The 24911-nt window shown below is 55.9% G+C and carries 22 protein-coding genes; 12 read left to right on the forward strand and 10 right to left on the reverse strand.

Annotation, left to right across the window (positions count from 1 at the left end):
- Positions 1-126: 126 nt before the first annotated feature.
- Positions 127-666 carry a GNAT family N-acetyltransferase gene (locus HKD42_RS02805; protein ID WP_170010104.1) on the forward strand — a complete coding sequence of 180 codons (540 nt, stop codon included), beginning with the start codon at positions 127-129 and terminating at the stop codon, positions 664-666.
- Positions 667-722: 56 nt separating this feature from the next.
- Here the strand turns inward: HKD42_RS02805 and HKD42_RS02810 are convergent, their stop codons facing one another.
- Complete coding sequence (locus tag HKD42_RS02810) at positions 723-1601, reverse strand: metal-dependent hydrolase (protein ID WP_170010106.1); 879 nt, start codon at positions 1599-1601, stop codon at positions 723-725.
- Between the two features lie 88 nt (positions 1602-1689).
- Entirely contained in the window at positions 1690-2610 is a 921-nt protein-coding gene (locus HKD42_RS02815; protein ID WP_170010108.1) for a metal-dependent hydrolase, read from the reverse strand.
- Positions 2611-2639: 29 nt separating this feature from the next.
- On the opposite strand from HKD42_RS02815, the gene HKD42_RS02820 reads away from it, so the two are divergent.
- Positions 2640-3248 (forward strand): TetR/AcrR family transcriptional regulator, encoded by a 609-nt coding sequence (locus HKD42_RS02820; RefSeq protein ID WP_170010110.1) that lies wholly within the window; start codon positions 2640-2642, stop codon positions 3246-3248.
- Here HKD42_RS02820 and ygfZ read toward each other — a convergent pair.
- Complete coding sequence (ygfZ, locus tag HKD42_RS02825) at positions 3245-3985, reverse strand: CAF17-like 4Fe-4S cluster assembly/insertion protein YgfZ (protein WP_170010112.1); 741 nt, start codon at positions 3983-3985, stop codon at positions 3245-3247. The genes HKD42_RS02820 and ygfZ overlap by 4 nt on opposite strands.
- 179 nt (positions 3986-4164) lie before the next feature.
- On the opposite strand from ygfZ, the gene pyrC reads away from it, so the two are divergent.
- On the forward strand, positions 4165-5196 hold the full coding sequence (pyrC, locus tag HKD42_RS02830) for a dihydroorotase (protein WP_170010114.1): 1032 nt from the start codon (positions 4165-4167) through the stop codon (positions 5194-5196).
- A 4-nt stretch (positions 5197-5200) separates the two neighbouring features.
- On the opposite strand, the gene rarD is transcribed toward pyrC, so the two are convergent.
- On the reverse strand, positions 5201-6109 hold the full coding sequence (rarD, locus tag HKD42_RS02835; protein WP_343042147.1) for an EamA family transporter RarD: 909 nt from the start codon (positions 6107-6109) through the stop codon (positions 5201-5203).
- Positions 6110-6523: 414 nt separating this feature from the next.
- On the opposite strand from rarD, the gene HKD42_RS02840 reads away from it, so the two are divergent.
- Positions 6524-7240, forward strand: coding sequence for a hypothetical protein (locus HKD42_RS02840; protein WP_170010116.1), 717 nt, complete (start codon positions 6524-6526; stop codon positions 7238-7240).
- Positions 7241-7249: 9 nt separating this feature from the next.
- Here the strand turns inward: HKD42_RS02840 and astD are convergent, their stop codons facing one another.
- On the reverse strand, positions 7250-8704 hold the full coding sequence (gene astD / locus HKD42_RS02845; RefSeq protein ID WP_246236687.1) for a succinylglutamate-semialdehyde dehydrogenase: 1455 nt from the start codon (positions 8702-8704) through the stop codon (positions 7250-7252).
- Positions 8705-8776: 72 nt separating this feature from the next.
- Positions 8777-10195 (reverse strand): protein adenylyltransferase SelO family protein, encoded by a 1419-nt coding sequence (locus HKD42_RS02850; protein ID WP_170010118.1) that lies wholly within the window; start codon positions 10193-10195, stop codon positions 8777-8779.
- 72 nt (positions 10196-10267) lie between these two features.
- Between HKD42_RS02850 and HKD42_RS02855 the strand changes: the two genes are divergently transcribed.
- The 5 genes from HKD42_RS02855 to HKD42_RS02875 all read left to right on the forward strand — a co-directional run bounded on the left by HKD42_RS02855 (position 10268) and on the right by HKD42_RS02875 (position 16046).
- Complete coding sequence (locus HKD42_RS02855) at positions 10268-11140, forward strand: alpha/beta fold hydrolase (protein WP_170010120.1); 873 nt, start codon at positions 10268-10270, stop codon at positions 11138-11140.
- A complete protein-coding gene (locus HKD42_RS02860) occupies positions 11137-12288 on the forward strand; it encodes a glycosyltransferase (protein WP_170010122.1) in 1152 nt (383 codons plus the stop codon). Before HKD42_RS02855 ends, HKD42_RS02860 begins: the two co-directional genes overlap by 4 nt.
- A gap of 133 nt (positions 12289-12421) precedes the next feature.
- Positions 12422-13210, forward strand: coding sequence for a tetratricopeptide repeat protein (locus HKD42_RS02865; RefSeq protein ID WP_170010124.1), 789 nt, complete (start codon positions 12422-12424; stop codon positions 13208-13210).
- A gap of 33 nt (positions 13211-13243) precedes the next feature.
- Positions 13244-14596 carry a PQQ-binding-like beta-propeller repeat protein gene (locus HKD42_RS02870; RefSeq protein WP_170010126.1) on the forward strand — a complete coding sequence of 451 codons (1353 nt, stop codon included), beginning with the start codon at positions 13244-13246 and terminating at the stop codon, positions 14594-14596.
- Positions 14597-14657: 61 nt separating this feature from the next.
- Positions 14658-16046, forward strand: a complete 1389-nt coding sequence (locus HKD42_RS02875; protein ID WP_170010128.1) for a methyltransferase family protein — start codon at positions 14658-14660, stop codon at positions 16044-16046.
- A 15-nt stretch (positions 16047-16061) separates the two neighbouring features.
- Here HKD42_RS02875 and HKD42_RS02880 read toward each other — a convergent pair whose 3' ends face one another.
- Both HKD42_RS02880 and HKD42_RS02885 read right to left on the reverse strand, forming a co-directional pair.
- Complete coding sequence (locus HKD42_RS02880; protein WP_170010130.1) at positions 16062-17432, reverse strand: glutamate--cysteine ligase; 1371 nt, start codon at positions 17430-17432, stop codon at positions 16062-16064.
- An 81-nt stretch (positions 17433-17513) separates the two neighbouring features.
- On the reverse strand, positions 17514-18257 hold the full coding sequence (locus tag HKD42_RS02885; protein ID WP_170010132.1) for a 16S rRNA (uracil(1498)-N(3))-methyltransferase: 744 nt from the start codon (positions 18255-18257) through the stop codon (positions 17514-17516).
- 46 nt (positions 18258-18303) lie between these two features.
- On the opposite strand from HKD42_RS02885, the gene HKD42_RS02890 reads away from it, so the two are divergent.
- Complete coding sequence (locus HKD42_RS02890; RefSeq protein WP_211483480.1) at positions 18304-18675, forward strand: hypothetical protein; 372 nt, start codon at positions 18304-18306, stop codon at positions 18673-18675.
- Entirely contained in the window at positions 18672-19589 is a 918-nt protein-coding gene (ubiA, locus tag HKD42_RS02895) for a 4-hydroxybenzoate octaprenyltransferase (protein ID WP_170010136.1), read from the forward strand. Before HKD42_RS02890 ends, ubiA begins: the two co-directional genes overlap by 4 nt.
- 42 nt (positions 19590-19631) lie before the next feature.
- On the opposite strand, the gene HKD42_RS02900 is transcribed toward ubiA, so the two are convergent.
- Both HKD42_RS02900 and HKD42_RS02905 read right to left on the reverse strand, forming a co-directional pair.
- On the reverse strand, positions 19632-20162 hold the full coding sequence (locus tag HKD42_RS02900; protein WP_170010138.1) for a SixA phosphatase family protein: 531 nt from the start codon (positions 20160-20162) through the stop codon (positions 19632-19634).
- Entirely contained in the window at positions 20159-22906 is a 2748-nt protein-coding gene (locus HKD42_RS02905; RefSeq protein ID WP_170010140.1) for an ATP-dependent DNA helicase, read from the reverse strand. The genes HKD42_RS02900 and HKD42_RS02905 overlap by 4 nt, the downstream gene beginning before the upstream one ends.
- Positions 22907-23293: 387 nt before the next feature.
- On the opposite strand from HKD42_RS02905, the gene HKD42_RS02910 reads away from it, so the two are divergent.
- Entirely contained in the window at positions 23294-24910 is a 1617-nt protein-coding gene (locus HKD42_RS02910) for a lysine--tRNA ligase (RefSeq protein ID WP_170010142.1), read from the forward strand.
- The last annotated feature ends 1 nt before the right edge of the window (position 24911 follow it).

Genomic DNA, 24911 nt, shown 5'->3' on the forward strand with positions numbered 1-24911 from the left:
TTGTCGTTTCTCCCTCACAGATCACCGGAAAACGGGTTTCTGGTGCAATGGAATTGTCACGCGGCACTCCTAAAGGCCCAATCATTGGATTGCCTGAGGGAACAGCGCGACTTGAGGAGAAAGTACATGTTCCACCGCAGCGAACGGTTGTTTTTGCGGCCCGCATGGCCCGAAGACTGGGAAGCCATTTATTCTGGAATCGCGGATGAGAGTATTGTGCGTAATTTGGCGCGGGCCCCGTGGCCCTACACGCCGCAAGATGCGCAACATTTTGCCAATCTGCCGCATGATCCGTCAAACCCGCGCTTTATGATCACCGCATTGCATGGCGGTGTGGTCACATTGATCGGCTGCATTGGCCTCGATGAGTGCAATGGCCAGTTAGACATGGGCTATTGGATTGGCCGGAAATTTTGGGGACATGGCTATGCAACAGAGGCGGGCAAGGCCGCTGTAGAGATGGCCCGGATGCTTGGTCACGAACGCCTGTCTGCCAGCCACTTCGTCGATAACCCGGCATCCGGCCGGGTCTTGCGTAAAATCGGGTTCCGGCCAACGGGTATGACCCGCAAACATGGCTGCCTGGCGCGGGGTGAAGCGGTAGATGCGGTTACCTACGAAATTGACTTGGCAGCGGCGCATTATCCCCCGCAGCAAGCCGCCTAGAATCAGAAAGGCCCCGCACATCTCTGTTGCGGGGCCTTAAAATTGCCGGAAGCGGGTTATTCTGCGGGCAATAATGCGTCGCTGAATTCACCTTCATACTTACCGATCAATTCTCGATCATCATGGTCCCACGGGTGGAAGCTAGGCTTGAAGTATGACAGCCAAGCGGGGAATATCCGGCGGACAACCCCGGGCGACACGGTTAGATATTTGAACAGTCCCCAACGCGCTTTCCAGCCGGTGATGCCATCTTGCGCGAGGAGGTTCAGTGCGTCCGTCCAGCGGTTTTTGAAGAAACGGCCGGTCACGATCAGCATCATGATGGAACGCAGTTTCCATTTGCGCCAAGCGGTCCAGTCTTGGGTTGCGTGAAGCCAGGTGTCGAATGCGACACCCTTATGTTCGACTTCTTCGACCGCGTGCCAGCGCCACATATCGCGCACTTCCGGATCGGCATTTTCAAAATGTTTCGGATTGGCGAGGAACTCGTGTGCCATCATCGCCGTGTAGTGCTCCAGCGCCATCGTTACAGCAAGGTTGAGGATCGGCGGGCGGCCTTTGGTCAATGCCAGCATTTCTTCCACACGCTTGTCGATGGCGGCAATGTCATAGCCGGCATCAGCCGCAAGGCGGTTAAACGCGATATGTTCCCGCGTGTGATTGATTTCCTGCTTTACAAAAGCGCGGATTTCTTCGGCCAGTTTCGGATTGGCGCCTTCACGGTGCGCTTTCACAGCTTCGATGAAGAAGGCTTCGCCGCGCGGGAACGTCGCGGACAGCGCATTATGCCATGCTGTCCCGAAGGCATCGCCAGCCCACCAACGGCTTGGTGACGTACCGCGATTAAACCGTTCGTCGCGCACAACAATTTCAAGATCGGTAGGCGTCGGGTCAGCTGAATTCTGGTCGACGGAAATGGTAGTAGGGGCGTTCACGAGCAGCTCCGATAGCTATTAACATAGATGTCAATAGCATTACTGACACTAATGTCAATAGCAGTGCTGGGCAAAGAGCGCGAAGCCCTTATTCAGCGGGCAACACTGCATCCGCATAGGGGCTGTCGGGCTTGTTGATCAGTGCCCGATCATCCAAATTCCACGGGTGGTACCCCGGCATCAGGATTTTGGACCATTCCCAAAACATCCGGCGCATCATTCCCGGTTTCCACCAGAGGAATGCGTAGAGTTTCCGCTTAGCTTGGCCGCGCGTAAAGCCGTCTTGTTCAAGCAGCCCGATCGCATCACGAATCCGGTTGCCGAAATATTTCTTGGTAATCAGCATCGCGATCAGCGTTTTAACGCGGTAGCGTTTGAACCGGCTCCAATCCTTTGTCGCGTGGAGCCATACATCATATGTGATGCCTTTATGTTCAATCTCTTCCGTCGCGTGCCAACGCCAGATATCTGCTGCAACCGGATCTGCCCCTTCAAGATAGCGGGGGTCGGCCAACAGGTGATGGCTGATCATCGCGGCGAAATGTTCCAGCGCGATTGTGATTGCCAAGTTGAATTCTTTCGGGCGACCTTCGGTCAGGGCGAGCATGGATTGGATGCCCTGATCAATGCTCTCCACATTGTAACCATGGTCGGAAACCAGACGGTTAAACGCCACATGCTCCCGCGTGTGGTTGATTTCTTGCGTGGTGAAAGCCTTCATTTCTGCGGCAATCTTTGGCGGAACCTGGTCCCGGAACTGGCGCATTGTATCGATGAAGAATGCTTCACCGCGGGGTAAGCTGGCGGAAACAGAGTTGTACCATGCCGTGGCGACCGGGTCGCCTGAATGCCACCAGCGGGGGGTCTTGTGGTTCCGGTCAAACCGCTGATCACGAACAATCAATTCATGTTCTGCCGGCGTCGCTGTACTAATGGCGGTGATGGCCTCCGCATCCGGGTTGCCCAGAGCTTCTGCCCGTTCTACGTCGATGGAGGTCTGTTTATTCATGGTTCACAACCTATTGAGCGATTTGGTTAATGGCAACACGTAAAAGATTAACTCCTGAAGAGTCCCGTAGTTCCGCATTAGAAGCCGCGCGGGCGTTACTTATTGAAACCGGCCCACAATCAGTAACACTAAAAGCAGTGTCTGCGCGAGTAGGCAGAACCCATGCAAATCTACTGCACCATTTTGGGTCAGCTTCTGGATTGCAGAAAGCGCTGGCGCAGCATCTTGCTGAAACCGTGTGTGAAACCATCAAAGTGGCTATCCGTGCGACCCGCGCTGGTGAAGGTAGCCCGCGCGAAGTCGTCGATCTGGCCTTCGACGCTTTCGATAAAGAAGGGGCTGGCGGCTTAGCCAGCTGGATGCTGCTGACCGGGAACGAGGATGCTCTCGATCCGATTATCGAAACCATCCACGAACTGGTTGATGAACTGGCACCCGAAGAGGCTGACGGCCATTCCGGCGTGATGGCAATGCATGAGAATACGCTTACGCTGGTGCTGTTGGCACTGGGTGATGCGCTTATCGGTAAGGCATTGGCCCGGTCACTGTCTTTGCCGGATAGCGCGGCGCGCGACCGTGCAGAGCGTATCCTGATTGAGGCGCTGGATCTTGAGAACACCCAGGAGTGCTGCGATTAAGCGTCGTCCGTACCGCTGAGCGACATCCAGCTTGGTGCAAGCTCAGGCGTGATATCGGCAACCCGCAAATGGTCGACCGCAAAGCCGAGATCGGGATAGGCGATTTTCCGGCGTTTTTCGTCAGAGCCGCTCAGCGGAACAACAACCAGCCGCCGATTGACCTTTTGCCGCCAATTCATGCGGGCGGTGTTTTCTTGTCCGATATAGCAGCCTTTTTCGAAACTGACGCCGTTTAGATCGACCGCGTTGGTTTCCAGCCACAATATGTCGTTGAGCTCTGCCGCGCCTTCGGGCACGCCCAAGCCAAGCCGGTGTGCGTGCCACGCGGTATCGGCCGCTTCATCGGTGTCACAACTTCGCATGATCCAGCGATAGCCTAGCGCGATCAAGCGAGGGTCGGCACTTGCGCGGGCATCCTCCGCCACCTGCCAGTAGACGCCCAATTCATCGTCCCGCACAATCTCGATTTTCCGACGGAGCCGGTAGAGCGACAATCGTTTGACCAGTGCATCCGCGGCGCTCGCTTCACAATCGATCAGCAAACTGCCCGCATCACCGGACCAGACCAGAAAATCGAACATCGCCTTACCCTGGGCGCTCAGCAGCGCGGCCCATACGGGGAGGGCGGCGGTAACATCATTGGTCACCAGACCTTGAAGGAAGTCAGCCACATCTTCGCTGTCATCCAGCGGTGACAGGCGAATGATGGCGCGATCGAAAAGACGGGACTGGGACATAACCTTAAAGTGGCGTGTCTGAGGGACAAATCAAGATGCTTCGCTTGGCGCAACTGGTACTGTCCTAAGGCGCTGAAATATGCCAATGGTGCGCTGCACGCGGGCTAACGGATCGCAGATAGTTTTCTGCCACAACACTGTCCCATGTGTGTCATTGATACAGGAAAGCATCGCATACTATGAACGAACTCACCATTCGCCGCCCTGATGATTGGCATGTCCATTTGCGCGATGGCGATGTGATGCGCGGTGTCGTGCCGCATACAGCGCGGCAATTCGCGCGGGCAATTGTGATGCCTAACCTTTCCCCTCCGGTCACTGACGTCGCCTCTGCGGAGGCCTATCGCGAGCGGATAGTTGCGGCGATCCCTGCGGGGATGAGCTTCACCCCTTTGATGACCTGTTATCTGACGGATCAAACCGATCCTGACGAGATTGAGCGCGGCTTTGCATCGGGCGTGTTTACCGCAGCCAAATTATATCCAGCGAATGCTACGACCAATTCTGCGCATGGTGTCAGCGATATTGCGGCATTGGATGATGTGCTTGCGCGGATGCAGTCAATCGGAATGCCGCTGCTGATTCATGGCGAAGTGACCGACCATGACATTGACATTTTCGACCGGGAGAAAGTGTTTATCGAACGCAGTTTGAAGCGGGTGGTGGGCAAGTTCCCGGATTTGAAAGTTGTGTTTGAACACATCACCACTGAAGATGCCGTGCATTTTGTGGAGCAGGCGGGCCCCAGTGTCGCGGCGACGGTTACTCCGCAGCATTTGCATATTAACCGCAACGCCATGCTGGTGGGCGGGATGCGTCCGCACGCCTATTGCTTACCCGTTGCCAAGCGGGAAAAACACCGTCTGGCGCTGCGCAAGGCAGTCACATCGGGATCGGCCAAGTTCTTTTTGGGAACTGACAGCGCCCCCCATGCCAAAGGCGATAAGGAAAGCGCGTGCGGCTGCGCGGGTATTTACAACGCTCCGTTCGCTCTCGAAAGCTATCTCGCTGTGTTTGAGGAAGAGGGAGCAATCGAGCATTTTGAGGCGTTTGCGTCGCTCAATGGGCCGCGATTCTATGATCTGCCGGTGAATGAGGACACGGTTACCCTTCGCCGTCGTGGTGCCGACATTCCCGCATCGCTTGATATTAACGGGACGGAGATCGTACCGTTTCACGCTGGTGACCGTTTGGAATGGCAATTCGCCTGAGGGATTAGGCGATGTCGGGTTTCTTCCGGCGAGACCATAAATCCCAGACGAAAATCGACAGCGCCGTCCAGATCAGCAGGAAGCAAATGAGCTGGGCTGTCTGTAATTCTTCTTTGAAGACGAACAGTCCGAGCAAGAAGACGATTGTCGGCGCGAGGAACTGGATAAAGCCCAACGTCGAATAATCCATCCGCCTGGCTGCGACTGCGAATAGAAGCAACGGTACAGCGGTAAATACGCCGCCGAGCATAATATAGAAGCTGAGCTGGATATCGCCGCCAAACGCGCTGCCTTGCGGCAGCCCCGCATAATACAAGGCAATGAGGCTGGCCGGAATCAGCAATATTGCTGATTCGATGGTCAAACCGGGCAGTGAACCCACCGCCACTTGTTTGCGCAGCAGCCCGTATGTGCCGAAACTGAAAGCAAGTGTCAGACTGATCCACAAGGTCGTCAGTGCGCCCGATGCCAAGATCGCGACACCGGTTGCGGCCAAAGCCACCGCCAACCATTGTTTGCGGTTCAGTCTTTCGCCCAAGACAATCGTGCCTAATACCACATTGAGAAGCGGATTTATGTAATAACCCAAACTGGCGGCATAGACATTGCCGTTCTGGATCGCCCAAACATAGACCAGCCAGTTAATCCCGATCAATGTGGCACTCGCGGTCAGGATCAGCAGGCTGCGCTTGTCTTTCAGCGCGGCGATCAGGTCTTGTCCCTGTTTTCTAAGAAAGACGATCAGCAGGCAAAAGGGCAGCGTCCAGATGATCCGCCAGCCGACAAATTCAAACGGGGGCACAGATTGCACTAAAATCAGATAAAGCGGCAGAAACCCCCACATCACATAGGCTGCGAGAGCGGGAGGCAGCCCAGATTTGGGTGTTTCTAAATTGGAATCGGCTTGAGGCACCCGCTGCCCTTAGGCCGGGCATTATAGACCGGCAAGCGGCAGCTAGTTGGCTGGTTGATCAAAAACTTTCCTACCGGATGCGATCCTGACGCTCCTGTTGCAGTCTATTCATAAAAAGCACTCTATATATGAACATCAAATAGCGCTGGGAATTACAGTGAGGCGCATATCTTCGGCTGTTCCCACCGACAGCCAAGGCGCGGCCCCTATGGGTTGTGGAAGGGGCTTGGTTGTCAATGTTTGGCAATCAGCCCCTTTAACGCACCCTTACAGCGCGGGGCTTTTCCAAAATTACCAAGTTAAGTTTTGGCTTGTTTCCTTCCCTAATCGGGACATCCAAAATCTTAACTCTACCGTGCAATATGTCGTTAACTCTGCAGAGTGATGCAGGGATATCAATTACCGGAGTTCCCCATGATCAAGCGTTCATCACTCTTCTTAGCGATCAGTCCAATTACCCTTTTGGCAGCGTGCAGCAGCGGCGCTGAGGAAGAGGTTGTGGGCGAAATGGATCCGGCGGCGGAGCAGGCGCTGAATGACCAGATTATGGTTGATCCAGATCTGGCCAACCAGAACGAGGCCAACGCGGTTCTCACCGGCGGGACGGATCAATCTATCCCGGCGGAGAATATGACGCCGGAGGCGATCAATGCTGCACGCGAAGCTGCCTTTGCGTTGGTTGGCGGAAGCGACGGGTTCAAGGAACTGCCTGCGGCCAAGGAGCTAGGTCAGACAATTCCTGAAGAATCAACATTGACTGCAGCAGCGCGGGCGGCAGCCACACCGGGCGGTGCAAACTGCGCCGAGCAGGCAGAGTATTCCGCAGCGTGGGCCGCGAAGTTACCAGCCGATTTTCCTGTGTATCCGCGCGGAACCACCAAAGAAGCTGCAGGAACCGATGCGGGTGACTGTTCGCTCCGCGTGGTCAATTACTTGACGCCGGTACCGCTTGATGATGTGCTGACTTTCTATCACAGCCGGGCGCTGTCTGCGGGCTATTCTTCCGAACATGTCTCATATGATGGTGACCGCATTGTCAGCGGCACCAAAGGGCGCGGTAGCTATGTTGTATATGGCCGCCAGTTGCCTTCTGGTGTGACCGAGATCGATCTGATCACCAGCGGCAATTAAGCGCAGGAATTAAGACTGTTTCATGCCAACGCCGATAGTGGCACGTGGCTGGTCCATTTCCGTGCTTGCCACCGGATAAGCGCAATAATCCGCTGCATAAAACGCGGCCGGACGGTGATTGCCTGATAATCCAATTCCGCCAAATGGTGCGTTGGAGGACGCGCCGTTGGTGGGCCGGTTCCAATTGATGATACCGGCACGAATATTAGCCCAGAACCGGTTATAATCTTGCGGACTGCCGCCAATCAGCGATGCTGACAAACCAAACCGTGTGCGATTGGCTTCGATGATGGCTTGATCAAAATCGTCTACTTTGATGACCTGCAACAGCGGCCCGAACAATTCCACATCCGGACGGTCTGGCATTGCTGTGGTGTCGATAATGCCCGGTGATATGAAGGGTAAATTATCGTTGGGGCGCTGCATATGACGGATGGCTTTGCCGCCATTTGACAACAGATACAGGAAGCTTTCGACCAGTTGGTCTGCAGAGGCGTTGTCAATCACCGGCCCCATAAACGGCGCGGGATCAGCAAAGGGCTCACCCACGATCAACCTGCCGACTGTGGCCTTCAGTTCTTCAATCACTGGATCGTACATGTCGGCTGTAATGATCAACCGCCGTGCGGCTGTGCAGCGCTGGCCGGCACTGGTGAAAGCTGATTGGACGATCAGTGTAACAGCGTCGCTGATCTTGGGCGTATCGATGACCACGATAGGGTTGTTGCCGCCCATTTCCAAAGCCACAATTTTGCCAGGATTGGTCGCCAGCTTTTTATTGATCGCAATGCCCGCCTGCGCAGACCCTGTGAATAGTACGCCATCAACACCGCGATGGGCGACTAGCGCTTTGCCTTCTTCCGGCCCGCCGACAAAGAATTGGGCGACAGCAGCGGAGATGCCCGCCTTGCTTAGGCATTCCATCAGCAATTGTCCCACCGCCGGAGTTTTCTCGCTCGGCTTGAAGATCACGACATTGCCAGCAATCAAGGCAGGAATAATATGGCCGTTGGGTAGATGCGCGGGGAAGTTATACGGGCCCAGAACAACCATTACGCCGTGCGGCTTGTGGCGGACCGCGGCAGTCCCTTGCAGGGCACTGTTCAGTTTTTTCTGGCCAGTCCGCTCCGCAAAAGCTGTCACGGAAATATCGACCTTATTGATGACCGATTCAACTTCTGTCCGGGCTTCCCAAAGCGGCTTTCCGGTTTCTTTGGCGATTAATTCTGCAAGATTATCGGATTCCTTGCGCACTTCGTTGGCGAAGCGGCGGCACAGTTCAATCCGCGTCGCAAGCGGCTTGGCTGCCCATTCCGGCCAAGCACGGCGAGCACGATCAACTGCTGCGTCAACATCGCCCACTTTGCCACGCCACAGCTCTTCACCGGTCGCGGGTTCGAAAGAGATGATTTCTGTCTGCGCCACGGTGATATTCTCTCTCAGTGTCATGGGGGCCTGGATCATCTAGGTCCTAGACCCGGATCATACGACCAAAAATCATTGTTTCAAAGGCTTCTAGTGTCCCTTCCGCCAAGGTCAATTGCTGCGATCATCACCTGTGATATGGCCGCGCGGGGTTGGGGGAGTGCCATGCGCTTCGCCCATACGGCGCAGGGCTGCAATCTTGTCATTTAGCGGCCCCCAATCATCGCGTTCCGCAATAGCATCCCACAGGGTTTCAACTTCGTCGATCAACATCGTTTCTGGTGCGTTGTCAGTCCAATAGGGATGCGGATCATCCACAGCTTTGTAATTCCGGAACGCCTCTGCCAGCGCCCCCCGGGCATTTTGACCGCCCCGATGAGTGTAAAAGAAGCTGTCCGGCTGCTCTCCGCTGCTGCGCATGGCCTGTTCACAGACTGCAACCAGCTGCGCGTCTGTTTCAGCATCTTGTGAATGTACGCCCATCCGCCAACACCAGCGGCGCGCGATTGCCTCCATATAGAGGGGGCCAAAGCGCTCTAACGCAGCAATCAGTGGAGGGGCGTCTGCCAGCAATCTCAGCGCGACCGCAAATTGCCCGCAATTCCAATGGATAGCCTCCGGCTGGCGGCCAAATGCGTATAGGCCGGAGCTATCAAAATATGCGGCGGTGAAGCTTTGATCCCACTTTGGCAGCCAGCGCCACGGGCCATAATCGAAACTTTCGCCGGTAATATTCATATTATCGGTATTGAGAACACCGTGGACAAAGCCGGCGACCATATAGCTGGCGGCCAAATCTGCCATTCGTTCAACCAATTGGTGCATCAGCTGGACGGCGGGCTCATCACGGCCCGGCGCATCTTCAGGCGGCGGCGGCCCGGGGAAGTTTGCCAGGCAATAATCGACCAGCGCGGCCATATGATCTGGCTCTTCCAGCGCTAATAGCCGTTGAAAAGTCCCGATGCGAATATGACCATGACTGAGACGTACCATGACTGCGGAACGCGCAGGAGACGGTTCGTCGCCGCGGGTCAATTCTTCGCCGGTTTCGATAATAGACAGCGTTTTAGAGGTGTTTACGCCCAGCGTTTCCAACATTTCGGTGGCCAGAATTTCGCGGACGCCGCCTTTGAGCGTTAACCTGCCATCACCCGACCGGCTATGCGGTGTCCGGCCAGACCCCTTGGTACCCAGATCAAGCAAGCGGCCCTGTGCATCACGTAGTTGGGCGAACAAGAACCCGCGCCCGTCGCCGATCTCCGGATTATAGACCCGAAATTGATGGCCATGATATCGGAGCGCAAGAGGCTGCGGTAGATTCTGCGACAACGGCGCGAATCGCCCGAAATGTTCTTCCCACGCAGCAGCAGACAGATCCCCGAGGCCAACGCTGGCATCATGCAGATCATGACGAAAGCGCGTCTTGGTCATCGGAAAGTCTGCAGAAAGGACAGGATCACCCAACCAATCAGCCAATTCCAACAGTTTTGGGTCAGGCCTGTAGGCGGCGGCTTGCGGTTCGGCCTTCATGCAGCGATAATGGGGATAAGGATCGTTAGGCGCAAGGCAGCCAGCTAAGAGAAATAGGGACATCTCCGCCGCATGGACACATTATACACCAGCCGTTTTTGGGAAAGCCCGGACGGTCTCAAGCTACATTATCGCCATTATGAGGCACGCAGCGGCACCGGTGACACGTCACCGCCAATCATCTGTATGCACGGATTGACCCGCAATTCCCGGGATTTCGCGGTGCTGGCGCGGCACTTGTCAGAAAATCATACGGTGCTGGTTCCCGAAATGCGGGGCCGCGGGCAAAGTGAATACGCCAAGGATTTCGCGACCTATAATCCGCTCACTTATGTCAGTGATGTGGAGGCCTTGCTGGCCAAAGAGGGTATTGAACGTTTCATCGCGGTGGGCACGTCTTTGGGCGGTTTGATGACGATGTTGATGGCATTTGCCGATGCCAACCGGTTTGCCGGTGTTGTTCTGAACGATATTGGTCCGGAAATTGACCCCAAGGGGATTGAGCGCATCCGTGAATATGTCGGGCAGGGGCGCAGCTATCCTTCATGGATGCACGCAGCGCGCGCGTTGGAAGAGGAGCACGCATCCTCTTTTCCGGCATTTACCCTTGATGATTGGCTGGAAATGGCAAAGCGCGGCATGGTTGTTCAGCAAAACGGGCGCATCGCGTTCGATTATGACATGAATATCGCTGAACCGTTTCAGGATGATGATGGCGCCGCGCCGCCAAACCTATGGCCCGCGCTAGAGGCTTTGGCCGATACCCCGACATTGATTGTCCGCGGCGCATTTTCGGACCTGCTGACAGAAAAAACTATGGCCGAGATGTTGGCTCGCTTACCCAAAGCCACATCTGTGACAGTGCCTGATATTGGCCATGCACCATTGCTGGAAGAAGGCATCGCAATCGCTGCTATTGATGATCTGGTGGCCCAAGCAGTATGACTAAGATCCCGGCGGCCAAACCGCGTATTCTGCATCTCCATTCGACATTTTCGGCGGGCGGTAAAGAGGTCCGTTGCGCGCAATTGATCAATGCGTTTGGTGGTGCATTTAGCCATGCGATTGTGTCAGCAATGCCTGAACGAATGGCAGCTGCTCAGCTTATTTCTTCCGGCCTTTCAGTTACCTATCCGCAAAACTTCCCATCGCTTAGCGGCCGGCCAACACCCGGTAGGCTGCACAAATTGGCGAGCGCGATGCGGGGATATGATCTGGTTCTGACATATAATTGGGGGGCAATGGATGCCGTTATGGCGCATACATTGTTCAGCACCATGTTAGAGTTGCCGCCGCTTATCCATCATGAAGACGGGTTCAACGAGGACGAGCAGAAAAAGCTTAAAGCCTCGCGAAACCTTTATCGCAGGATCGCGCTGGGTAAATCATCAGGTTTGGTGGTCCCCTCCGAAGTGCTGGAAGAAGTGGCGTTGGACGTTTGGGATCAGCCGATGGGCCGTGTGAAACGTATTCCCAACGGCATTGATACCAAGAAATTTGCCAAGAAGCCCAAGCCTGACGCACTGCGCGGCATAGTGAAGCGGCCGGATGAATTCTGGGTGGGAACTCTGGCAGGGCTCCGGCCGGTTAAGAACTTGCGCAAATTGGTAAGATCCTTCGCTGGTCTACCAGCGGAATGGCAATTGGTCATCGTGGGCGAGGGCCCTGAAGAAGATGCGATCCGTGCGGAAGCTGACCGGCTTGAAATTGGTCACCGCGTCCACTTGCCCGGCTTTGCAGCCGATCCGGCACGGTTCATCGGTCTGTTCGATATTTTTGCGCTATCTTCAGATACGGAACAATTTCCACTATCCGTCCTGGAAGCGATGGCAGCGGCAATACCCGTCGTGTCGACCGACGTAGGCGATGTATCCGATATGGTGAGCGAACCTAACCGTCCGTTTGTGGTCAAAGAAAATGACGCTTCCAATCTGGCCAGCGCTTTGGAAGCCTTGGTGGCGGATAAAGCGCTCAGAAAATCTCTTGGTGAAGCCAACCGCGTCAAAGCGCTCGCGGAATTTGATGAAGCCCGAATGATAGATACCTATCGGCGGCTATACTCATCAGCAATGGGCGTCAGCGTTCGAAAATAGGGCGGCGTTTAGTTGGCTGCTTCACGTGATGTTCACGCTGCGGGGGACAGCAACGCAAACATGAATTGCATCGCTTGGCTCATAGTCTAAAGACGGTGCTCCGACATTAGCAGATAAATGGGGTGAGCCACCCGTGGCCCTAACACCGACGACACCAAATTCACCGAGCAATTCCCGCCAAGAGAAAAAAGCGGCGGAGGAAGACGTTTTGATGCGGGAGGTGGACGAAGCCGTTCGCCAGGATCAAATGTCAGAATTTGCCGAGAAATATGGCAAGCCGCTGATCGCCGCCATTATTTTGGGTTTGGCTGTATTTGGTGGTTATCTGTATTGGGATGGTCTGCAGCAAACCAAAATGGAAGAAAATTCCGAAGTGCTGACCAGTGCGCTGGATCAGCTGGAGGCTGGTAATCTGGAAACTGCGACTACAACGCTGGAGCCATTGATTGGCGAAAGCAACGGCGGTGCCAAAGCAGCGGCGCAATTGCTGCAAGGCGGCATTGCGCAAGAACAAGGCAAAGCTGAAGAGGCCGCACGGGTATTCGCCGCAGTCGCCGGCGATTCAGACGCCCCCGAAGTTCTGCGTGATTTGGCAACTATTCGTGAAATTTCCGCCACCTATGACACACGCGATCCGGCAGAAGTGATTGAGCGGCTGAAGCCGATGGCAGTTCCTGGTAACGCTTGGTTCGGCAGCGCGGGTGAAATGGTCGCGATGGCTTATTTGGAGCAGGGCAAGCGGGCAGAAGCTGGTACGTTGCTGGCTGAAATCGCCAAGAATGAAGATGTGCCTGAAAGCCTCCGTTCGCGCACTCGCCAGCTGGCTGGGTTGCTGGGCGTAGATGCAATCGAAGACGTCGATGAAGTTCTTGAAGAAATTGGCGCGAATGAAGCGGCAGCTCCGGCTGCACCAGCGCAATAAATTGCGCGGCATGGATAGGATGTTTCTTACACAATGATTGGTATTCATTTTGCTAGTTTTGGCCGCGCAGCTGCCGGCCTCGCGCTGATCGGCAGCTTGGCCGCGTGTAGTGGCGGTTTGTTCGGCGGTGGCGGAGACGAAAAAACCACACCGACTGTCGGTAATCGGGTTCCTGTCTTGTCGAGAATCGTCAATGGCGCTGCGGCTGACCCCGCACTTGCCGGTCTGTCGGTGGTGTTGCCGCCACCTACCGTAAATAGCGAATGGGCACAGGCAGGAGGCAATGCCGGGAAATCCAATGGCCATGTGGCGTTGGCAGAAAACCCCAAAATTGCCTGGACGGCCAATATTGCCGGCTCAACCAACCGCCGCCGGTTGGCGTCATCACCCGTAGTGGGTGGTGGTAAACTGTTCGCGGTTGATACCGGTGGTGTGGTCCATGCGTTTGACGCGCAAAGCGGCGCAAAAAGTTGGACGTACCGCATGACCGTGGGGGATGGTTTGGAATCATCCGCATTTGGCGGCGGGGCCAGCTATAATGGCGGGCGCATTTATGCGACCAATGGTGTCGGCGAAGTCGTCGCGCTGGACGCGTCTACCGGCACTGAAATTTGGAAAGCCAAACCGGCGGGTCCGTTGCGCGGTGCGCCAACTGTGGCATTCAATGCTGCATTCGTGATGACGCAGGACAATCAGATTGTTGCCCTCAGCACAACGGATGGAAGCAATCTTTGGTCTGAATCGGGATCAAGCACGCAAGCCGGCGTATTTGGTGTCGCAGCACCGTCCGCAGGGCAAGGTACCATCATTGCAGGGTATAGCTCGGGCGAACTCGCCGCATACCGTTACGAAAACGGCCGGACATTGTGGTCAGACGCTTTGGCGCGGACATCAATCTCCACCGAAGTGGGTGCGCTGACGGATATTGATGCTGATCCTATTATTGATCAGGGCCGTGTTTATGCTCTGGGTCAGGGCGGCCGCATGGCTGCTTATGAACTGGTTACCGGACAGCGGATTTGGGAAATTACTGTTGCTGGTATTTCCACACCGGCAATCGCGGGTGAATGGATTTTCGCTTTAACCGATGATGCGCGGATGCTTGCGATTGCGCGCGCTACCGGGAAGATCCGCTGGATCACTCAGATGGAGCGGTTCAAGGATGCGAAAGACAAAGAAGGTCCAATTTTTTGGACTGGACCCGTCTTGGCTGGCAATTCTCTTTGGGCAGCGAGTACAGAGGGTGAGCTCCACCGGATCAGCATTGGCGAAGGGTCGAGCAGCTTGTTTATGGATATGAAAGAGCCGATTTCATTGGCTCCAATCGCTGCAAACCAAACGCTGTATATTCTTGATGATAGCGGGCGCATTACTGCACTGCGGTAGATTGCCCGCATATCTGCACCCGTTACCGATGAATTAACCGTTTTTCGGTATGCGATGGGGCATGAGCCAGACTGAACCTGAAACACAAGCGGTCGCCGTTCCCCGGCCACCCCAGAGCGATGTGTCCGCAGCTGTCGGATTTGTTGGTCTATTCGGACTGATTGCGTGGATCATATTCTGCCGCAATTACGCACCGATTGCCGAGGCAATGAACCTGCCCGGACCGCGTGAGCCGCTGTCTGGTCCCTATGCCGCACTGGCAGCGCTGTTGTTCTCGGCTGGCCCCATGATTTTGTGGTCATTGCTGGTGGACAAGGTGCACCGGAACCCTTCCACCGGGATCGACTGGGATAACCCGCGTCCAGCGTCTGCAATCAAAAATATCACAACGACCAAAATCGCCGGCCTATGGGCAACATGGGCGATTATCGGCTTTTTGTACTGCGTCGGGCGGTGGTATTGGGACGGCCAATATCTGTTTGCGATGGAGGTGATCGGCGCTGCCGCTATCCCGCTATTCGTGCTGTCTGTTCCTTACGTCCTGTGGATCGACCGTGTGATGGTCAATCCGCGTGATCACTTGTGGCACTTCGGTGCGATGCTGCTCGCTCGTGAAGCATACGACATTGAGGAAGTGAAAAAGCACTGGCGCGCGTGGATTATCAAGGGCTTCTTCAGCGCTTTCATGATCTCCATTTTGCCGGGTGGTTTCGCTTATGCGGTAACTGTCGATATGACCGGGGTGATGAGTGATCCGGTGCGGTTTGGCGGGATGATGATTGCATTCCTGTTCCTGATCGACGTGCAGATCGGTACGGTTGGATATCTGGTCACGGTCAGGCCGCTGGATGCACACATCCGCAGCGGGAACCCGTTTTTGGCGGGCTGGGTTGCAGCGTTGCTGTGCTATCCGCCGATGGTGTTTGCCTTCATGGGCAATATTAACGGCCAGCTGGGCATGATTGCCTATGAGGTGAATACGCCGGGTTGGACCCATTGGTTCGCTGGCAATGGTGTGATGCTGTATGGCTGGGCTTTCTGGTTGATTTTCCTGACGGCAGCCTATGCTTGGGCGACCATCGCTTTCGGCCTTCGCTTTTCCAATCTGACCTATCGCGGGGTGCTGACCAACGGGCCATACCGTTTCACACGCCATCCCGCCTATTTGTCAAAAAACACATTCTGGTGGTGCGCAACCATGCCGTTCCTGGTGAACAGCCATTCCATGGTCGATGTCGTTCGTAACACCTTCTTCTTGGCGGTTGTCAGCGGGATTTATTACTGGCGCGCGAAAACAGAGGAAGCGCATCTGTTGCAGGAAGATCCGAAATACCGGGAATATCACGCATGGATGGAGGAGCACGGCGTTATCACCAGCCGCCTCGCCAAGTTGAAACGCGTGTTTCGCCCGCGTGGCCCGGTTATCCAGCAGCATCAACCGGCTGAGTAAATCCGGCGGGGCTCGTTAGAAGCTGTATTTATACACCCGCTCAATATCGCCAGCCCATTCGCCATTATACCGGTCCAGCAGACGCTGTGCGGGGGCCTTGCCGCTAGCGACAATTTCATCCAGCGTTTCCAGGAAACCTGTTTCATTGTCACCACTGCTATTCAGCCGGGCGCGTGCAGATAGGCCAGATCGGGCGATCTTGAGCACTTCCACACCCAGGTCACGCAGCGTGCCGCCGCCGGGCACGGGAGTGGCGAGGCCATGTTTGGGAACATCGTTCCGCAATGCCTCACGTTCTTCCATCGACCAGTCTTTGACCAGATCCCACGCGGCATCGAGCGCGCCCTGATCATACAGCAAGCCAACCCAGAATGCTGGCAGGGCGCAAATGCGGCTCCACGGGCCGCCATCCGCACCGCGCATTTCAAGAAAGCTTTTCAAGCGTACTTCGGGAAATGCGGTTGAAAGATGATCCCACCAATCGCCTTCACGCGGTTTTTCACCGGGCAGGGCGGGCAATTCACCCTTCAAGAAATCACGGAAGCTCTGGCCCGCAGCATCCACGTATTTTCCGTCGCGGAAAACAAAATACATCGGCACGTCGAGCATATAATCGACATAGCGTTCATAGCCGAAATCATCATCGAAAACGAAGGGTAGCATCCCGGTCCGGTGCGGGTCGGTGTCCGACCAAATATGGCTGCGATAGGAGAGGTAACCGTTCGGCTTGCCTTCGGTGAAGGGCGAATTGGCAAACAGCGCTGTCGCCAAGGGTTGCAGGGCCAAACCAACCCGGAATTTCTTCGCCATGTCGGCTTCGGATGAATAGTCCAAATTGACCTGAATGGTGCAAGTCCGCAGCATCATATCGAGGCCAAGATTACCAACCGTAGGCATATGCCGCAGCATAATACCATACCGCCCTTTGGGCATGATCGGCAATTCTTCACGGGTCTTGTCGGGCCACATACCAAGGCCGAGAAATCCGACGCCGCATTTCTCGCCAATGGCTTTCACCTGATCGAGATGACGGCCTGTTTCAGCGCAGGTTTCATGCAAATTATCAAGCGGTGCTCCAGACAGTTCCAGCTGGCCAGCGGGTTCGAGGCTCACCGTTCCATCGGGGCCGCGCATGGCAATAACTTCGCCATTTTCTTCGATGGGTTCCCAGCCAAACTGTTGCAGCGCGAGCAGCAGATCACGGATGCCGCATGGTTCACCATGAGACGGAGCGCGGAAGTCTGTTTTCTTATAAACCAGCTTCTCGTGCTCGGTACCGATCCGCCAATCACTGACCGGCTTTTCGCCCGCCTGCATGGGTGCAACCAATTGGTCGCGGCTTTCGATAATGGGGTCAGTTGTCCCGGACTCGTCGCGCGTGCTCATGCCAGTTGCGATAGGCAACGGAGGCCGCACTGGCCAGAGTTTTTCAATTGCCGGTGAATTTTTTGCAACCTGCTGGATGTCTTACCAATCACCGGCAACGCCCATCCATAACGAAATCGCAGCCAGTGTGGCGGTTTCACCGCGCAGGATCCGTGGGCCCAGCGTGATAGGTTTGACGCGGGGATGGGCAAGCAACATCTCTCTTTCAGCATCATCAAAGCCCCCTTCCGGCCCTGTGATAAGGGCTGCTGGACCGCTGATTGCACCAAATGTCTTGGCAGCAGGTGCGCCGCCATTTTCATCGGCGAAGAACAGCGTTCGATTGGTCGGCCAGTCTGCCAACAGGCTGGATAGTTTTGCGACCGGAGACATTTCCGGCAGCGCAGTGCGCGCGCATTGTTCGGCAGCTTCGGTGACAAGCGTTTTGGCACGGTCTGCGTTGAGCTTATCCGCTACGCATCGCCGCGTCACCACCGGTCGAATGTGGCTAACCCCTAACTCAGTTGCCTTTTCCAGCACGAGGTCAAAGCGGTCCTTCTTCAGCAGCGCAGGGCACAGCCAGAAATCGGGCACTGGCTCACGCCCGCGCAGATGCTGCGTCGCTGTCAAGGTTGCGTCGCGTTTGCCGACGGCGCTGGCGGTGGCAGCCCATTCGCCTGTTTGATTGTCGCACAGGATCACGATGTCGCCTTCGCGCACTCGCATCACTTTGATCAAATAGTGCGCTTGACCTGCGGCAAGGGTAATATGCGCGTCAGCAGATAGGGGCTGCTCAACAAACAGGCGGGGTGCGCTCTTGGGCGGCCAGGCGGGGGTAGCGGGCATGGATGAAGTGTTAGACGCAACCACGCCAAATCGCTAGATGAAGCCTATGACAGTGCGGGCAATACAATATCTGATTGGTTCGGTGTTCCTGATTTTGGGGGGATGGTGCCTGCTATTGCCGCAATCGGTGATTGATCTGACCATACAGCCGGAATTTCACAGCCAAGATTACATCGTAACATTCATGGTGGCGTGTTTTGGGGCTCAAGCGGTGTTGTTTGGCATTATCGCATTTACGGCGACCTTTACCCGGCGCACGTTTCTGGCTCTGGGTTTGGCGTTAATCCCGTTCTTGGTCTTCAACTATTACTTCTACATCGTGGTGCCGGTATTATCGTTTGTCGGCCTGATTGATTTGGTCGGAAATCTTACAATGCTGGGATTGTGTTATCTTGGCTACCGCAAGGCGCCAGCGTGACTGACAGTTCTGAAACCATTGTACCCGACACCCAGCATCGCGGGATTATCGCGCGATTGCCGCAATTGCCGCGTGATCTTGCGCAGTTGGCCCGGTTTGACCGGCCCATTGGTTGGTGGCTGTTATTCTGGCCGTGTGCGTGGGGATTGTGGCTGACGGGCACGGGTGTGCAATGGCAATTGCTGTTGCTATTTTTGCTTGGCAGCATCGCCATGCGCGGGGCGGGCTGCGTCTATAATGACATTATTGATGCGGAACTTGACCGCAAGGTTGCCAGAACCGCCGCTAGGCCGGTGGCCAGTGGGCGGGTGAGCAAAACGACCGCTTGGTTGTGGCTTGTCGCGCTGTGTTTGATCGGCTTGGCAGTATTGCTGCAATTGCGGTGGGAGGCTCAGCTGATTGCCTTGGCCAGCCTTGCGCTGGTTGCCGGGTACCCGTTCATGAAACGCATCACTTGGTGGCCGCAAGCGTGGCTGGGAATGGTCTTTACATGGGGCGCCTTGGTCGGCTGGTTTTCCATGCGTAGCGACCATTTGGATGCCTTGGCTGCGCTATACGCTGGTGCTGCGCTGTGGGTTATCGGGTTCGACACAATCTATGCATTGCAAGACCGGGAAGATGACGCCTTGGTCGGTATCCGTTCCAGCGCATTGCGATTGGGCGGTAAGGTTCGCAGCGGTGTGGCGGTGTTCTATCTTGGCGCGATCAGCCTGTGGATTTTGGCGTTTTGGCTGCTGCGACCAGATCCGGTTGCGCTGCTGGCATTGTTGCCGGTGTCTCTGCATTTGCTGTGGCAGGTTGCCACTCTCGATACAGAAGACGCTTCCAACCCGCTCGACCGGTTCCGCTCCAACCGGTTCGCCGGGGGATTGATGGCAGCGGCGTGCTTCGTGGTCGGCAATGCAGGCGCTTAGCGGGGCCTCGCTGCGCGGGTCAGCTCCGCGTCACGCTTTAGGTTAGTTGCCGTCAGGCCCCAATTCCGGATCAAGATCGCGGGGGCGTTTGAAATGTATCAAGCTGCCGCAATTGGACTTCAGGTCTGCCCAATCATCTATATCCAGCTCAAACACCGCCAACGTCGCAGTGGGATATTTTGTTGCCGCCGCGTCGAACAAGGCGTTTTCTTTAGCGGGCGGCACCAGCAGGAATAGCATTTCCTGCAAGCCGGGATTGTGGCCCGCGATCAGGACAGTGTCAGCATTCCCGGCATTTTCCTGGATCAGTTCAACAATGGTGTCCGTGCTGGCAAGGTATAGGCGCTTGTCGAAGGTCGGCTGTGCATCAGGCATCGCTGCCTCTAGCGTTCTCTGCACCCGTTCTGCCGAGCTCGCGAGGATTACATCCCATTTAGTGCCATATTCGCGGATATGCCGGCCGATCAGCTTTGCGCCTTTACGCCCACGATCATTGAGCCCGCGATCGAAATCGCGCGTTCCAATATCGTCCCAGTCAGATTTGGCGTGTCGTAGAAGTGCAAGCGTTTTCAAAACGGAATAGAATCCTCGTCAATGTCGATGGCGCCATAGGGCTGGGCGGTTTCCACAATATCCGAAACACCTTCTGCCACGCGTTGTAAAGCCTCCTCCAGCGTCAAACGTATAACGGGTGTCCCTTTTGGAAAGGCTGACAGCAGCCTACTGGGAAATGCGGAGGACAACACGACGAAATGCCCGCGGTCCTCTTTGGTGCGGATTAACCGGCCAAATGCCTGAGCAAGCCGCGCCCTGATCATGCGATCATCATAGGCGCTTCCACCGCCCGCGGCGCGGCGTGCGCGGTGCAGGATGCTGGGTTTGGGCCAGGGGACAGCTTCCATCACCACGCAGCGCAAAGATTCGCCCGGCACATCAACGCCGTCACGCAATGCATCGGTACCCAATAAAGACGCGCGCGCATCATCGCGAAAAATATCAACCAATGTGCCTGTATCAATCGGATCAACATGCTGCGCGAACAGGGGCAGGCCCGCGCGGGCCAGCCGGTCGGCGATCCGCCCGTGAACAACCCGCAACCGCCGGATGGCCGTGAACAAGCCCAGCACGCCGCCGCCCGCTGCCTCTATCAACCGGGCATAGGCACCGGCCAAACCGGCCAGATCGCCGCGCTTGATGTCAGTCACGATCAGCACTTCGGCGCGGTTGGCATAGTCGAACGGGCTTTCAGCCGCTGACAATTTGGGTTCGACATCCAGATGCGGCGTTCCGCTGCTGGCAATGGCGCTGTCCCACTGATCCCCGTCACGCAAGGTGGCAGAGGTCAGCATCACCCCGTGCGAGGGTTCCAACACCACTTTGGCAAAAGGTTTCATCGGGTCGAGCCAGCGGCGATGAATGCCGATGTCAAATTCTCTTGCATCGCCGCGATCAACCGCAAGCCAATCGATAAATTCAGGGTCGGCGGGGCCGCCCATCCGGCTCAGCAGCGATTCCCACGCAAGCAGCAAATCCACGCGCCAGCTCAGCGAATGCCGCGCCCCTTCAATTCGCGCCCGGCCTTGCTGGTCGAGCCAATCGGGCGCGTCTTCAATCACCGCTTCCAGCCGCAAGCCCAGCTTGACCAAGGGGTGACGGATGGCACCCAGGGCGGCTTGCGCCTTGCCAGCGACTTCAATGAATTCGCCCGGCAATTGTGCGACTTCTGTTTCGATGCCGTAACCCGCTTCCTGCCCGCCGCTTTCATCGCGCGCATAGGTCAGCGTGCGGACAGCCGCCAGCAGATGCTCTAACGGACCGGAGGCTTCGTTATCGTGGAGCCGCTGCAACCAACCATCAGAGGGCAGGGCTTGCGCCGCTTCGATGGCGGCCTCGATCGCTTCACCGCCATCGCCATCATAGCTGGCCACATCTGCCAACCGCGCGGCAAGGCCCCGCCGCCGGCCCTTCGATTTGCGTTCCGGCCCGATGATCCAGCGGCGCAGCTCGATTGCTTCCTGCCCGGTCAGAGTTGCTGCAAAAGTGGAATCAGCAGCCTGAAAAACATGATGGCCTTCGTCAAAAATGATCCGGGAAGGGCGCTGTGCATGGTCGCGGCCTCTTGCTGCGTTGACCATGACCAAGGCGTGATTGGCAATAACCAGATCTGCCTGAGCAGAGGCCCGGGCAGAGCGTTCGATAAAGCACTTCCGGTAATGCGGGCACCCGGCATAGACACATTCGCCGCGTTGATCGGTCAGGGCCGCAATTCCGCGTTTGCGAAACAAAGTGCCGAGCCAGCCGGGCAGATCACCACCGATCATATCCCCATCGCGGGAGAAACTGGCCCAGCGCGCCACCAGCTGTGCTAAAATCGCTGCCCGCCCGCCAAATCCGCCTTGCAGTGCATCTTCCAGATTGAGCAGACACAAATAGTTTTCCCGGCCCTTACGGATGACAACCGGACGCGTGCCATCAGAACGCTGTTCAGGCCATGCTTTCTGGCTTTCGGATTTCAATTGGCGCTGCAAGTTCTTGGTGAACGTACTAACCCACACAGTTCCGCGTGCAGTGGCCGCCCATAATGATGCAGGCGCCAGATAGCCCAGCGTCTTGCCGATACCCGTGCCCGCTTGGGCGAGGAGAATATGGGGCCGGTTTTGTCCGTCGCGCGGGGCAAAGACTTGCCCCACTGCCTTGGCATAATGGTGCTGTCCGTCGCGCCTTTCTGCGCCGACACCGGTTAGATGGTCCAGTTGGTTCGCCACCGCAGAATCATCGATTTGCACTTGGGCAGGTTGGGGGCGTTCGGGTGCTTCTTCCCACTCAGGCAGTTTGGTAAACAGCCATCGTTCTGCCTTTTCCGGCCGCGATATGTGCGATGCCAAAACAGCAGCCCATGGCCAGCGCATTTTGGTAAGCGATTGCAGTGATGACCACGCGCCATCGCGCTGCGCCCATGTGTCACTTTCGCAATGGGTCAGCATCGCCGCCGCTGCTGTCTGTAACAATGCCGGAATGGCATCATCGCTTTGCGGCTCTTCCAAATCCAATGCGGCAGCCAAGCCCTTGGGGGTGGGCACGCAAAACCGTGCAGGATAGATGAATGCAAACAATTCCAGCAAATCAAGGCCGGACAGATCGGGATAACCCAGCCGTGTGGCAACCAGCGGGGCATTCAATAGCAAGATCGGCGTGTCAGCCGCCGCCATGATTGCTTCCCCTTTGGATAGGCCGCGTGTGTTCCCAGACGCGTCACGCAGCCAGGTTCCAGCATGACTGGCGTGAAGGGCCGGCAGAGAGGGGAGCATGCTTGCCATCCAGCAGCTATGGAAACAGGGCGCTGTAAAGTAAACATGGAGAGCACCAGTGCTGCACAGCCGGTGCCTTGCCCGTCCGCCAACGGACCCAAACTGTCCTACTTCATGGCTGGCGGATATAGGCCGGTCCGATGATTGTACCCCCGAACCTGTTAGATGATGCGCCTTTCGGTATTTATGGTGTCGCAGCACCTCACCAAAGGTCACACATTTACCGCTGTAAAGGTCACAGTTTCGCTGTAAGATTGGCTGGCAATTGTCTGAAATATCGTCAAAAATACCCAAAGGTCACACATTCAAAAAATGCCGAATGTGTACCGGCCACGCTTCGTATGATTTTGCTGTTCGCGCTTGCAACATGACGCGAAGCGCGCAAAAGGCGTTGTCATGACTGACAGCACATTGATCGATACCGCAAAAGCATCCAAGGCATGGCCATTTCAGGAGGCTCAGCGCCTGTTGAAACGGTTTCCCAATGGAAAACCTGATGGGTCGCCTATGCTGTTTGAAACAGGTTATGGCCCCTCGGGTTTGCCGCATATCGGTACTTTTCAAGAGGTTCTGCGTACTACCTTCGTGCGCCGCGCATATGAAGCTTTGACCGGCGGTGCGCCGACCCGTCTCGTCGCATTTAGTGATGATATGGACGGTTTGCGCAAGGTGCCGGATAACCTACCCAATCAAGCCATGCTTACCGAAAATCTGGGTAAGCCGCTGAGCCGTATTCCTGACCCGTTTGAGAAGTATGAAAGCTTTGCCGCGCATAATAATGCGATGCTGCGGGCATTTCTTGACCGGTTCGGGTTTGAGTATGAATTTGTGGCCGGATCAGACCGGTATAATTCCGGCGCATTTGATGACGCGCTGAAGAATGTATTGCGCAATAATCAAGCCATCTTGGACATTATGTTGCCGACATTGCGTGCGGAACGCGCAGCGACCTATTCACCGATTATGCCGATCAGCCCGACCACCGGGGTGGTCTTGCAAGTGCCGGTAGAGGTTGTTGATGCTGATGCAGGCATGATCCAGTTTACCGATGAGGATGGATCGGTGATCGAGCAATCGGTATTGGGCGGCCAAGCTAAGCTGCAATGGAAAGTCGACTTTGCGATGCGCTGGGTGGCGCAGGGTGTCGATTATGAAATGTACGGCAAAGATCTGACCGATACGGGTATCCAGTCGGGCAAAATTGCCAAGGTACTGGGCGGCCGTAAGCCCGATGGGTTGATCTACGAATTATTCTTGGACGAGAATGGCGAGAAAATTTCAAAGTCGAAAGGCAACGGCCTGACGATTGATGAATGGTTGACCTATGGCAGCGAGGAATCGCTGGGCTTCTACATCTTCCCCAACCCGAAAAGCGCAAAGCAATTGCATGTCGGCGTCGTCCCGCGCGCGGTCGACGAATATTGGCAATTCCGGGAACGGCTCAAAGATCAACCGCTGGATAAGCAGCTGGGCAATCCAGCGTGGCATTTGCTGCGTGCGAATTCCAAGATTGACGGACCCGATGCGCCAGGTGCTGGCGACAAGTTGCCTGTCACATATGGCCTGTTGCTCAATCTGGTTGGTGTTTTGGGTGCAGAAGCCAGCCGCGACCAAGTTTGGTCGTATCTTGCCAATTATATCGAGGATGCTGACCCCGCCAAACACCCATCCGTCGATGTACTGGTGGAAAGCGCGCTAGCATATAACCGTGATTTCGTCGCACCTACGCTTAAGAAACGGCCACCTGTCGCCCATGAAGCAGCTGCTCTGCGGGCGCTTGATTCGGCTCTGTCTGAAGCTTCAGCGGATGCGGCGCCTGAAGATTTGCAAACCATGATCTATGAGATCGGCAAAGACGAAGAATTTGGTTTTGAAAATCTGCGAGATTGGTTCCGCGCGTTGTATGAAACACTTCTTGGTTCTGAACAGGGACCTAGAATGGGTAGCTTTATCGCGCTGTATGGAATTGAGAATTCGCGGCGATTGATTGCAGAGGCGCTGGCCTCACAATAGG

Source organism: Pontixanthobacter rizhaonensis, assembly GCF_012972675.1.
In the GTDB taxonomy this organism is placed as follows: Bacteria; Pseudomonadota; Alphaproteobacteria; order Sphingomonadales; family Sphingomonadaceae; genus Pontixanthobacter; species Pontixanthobacter rizhaonensis.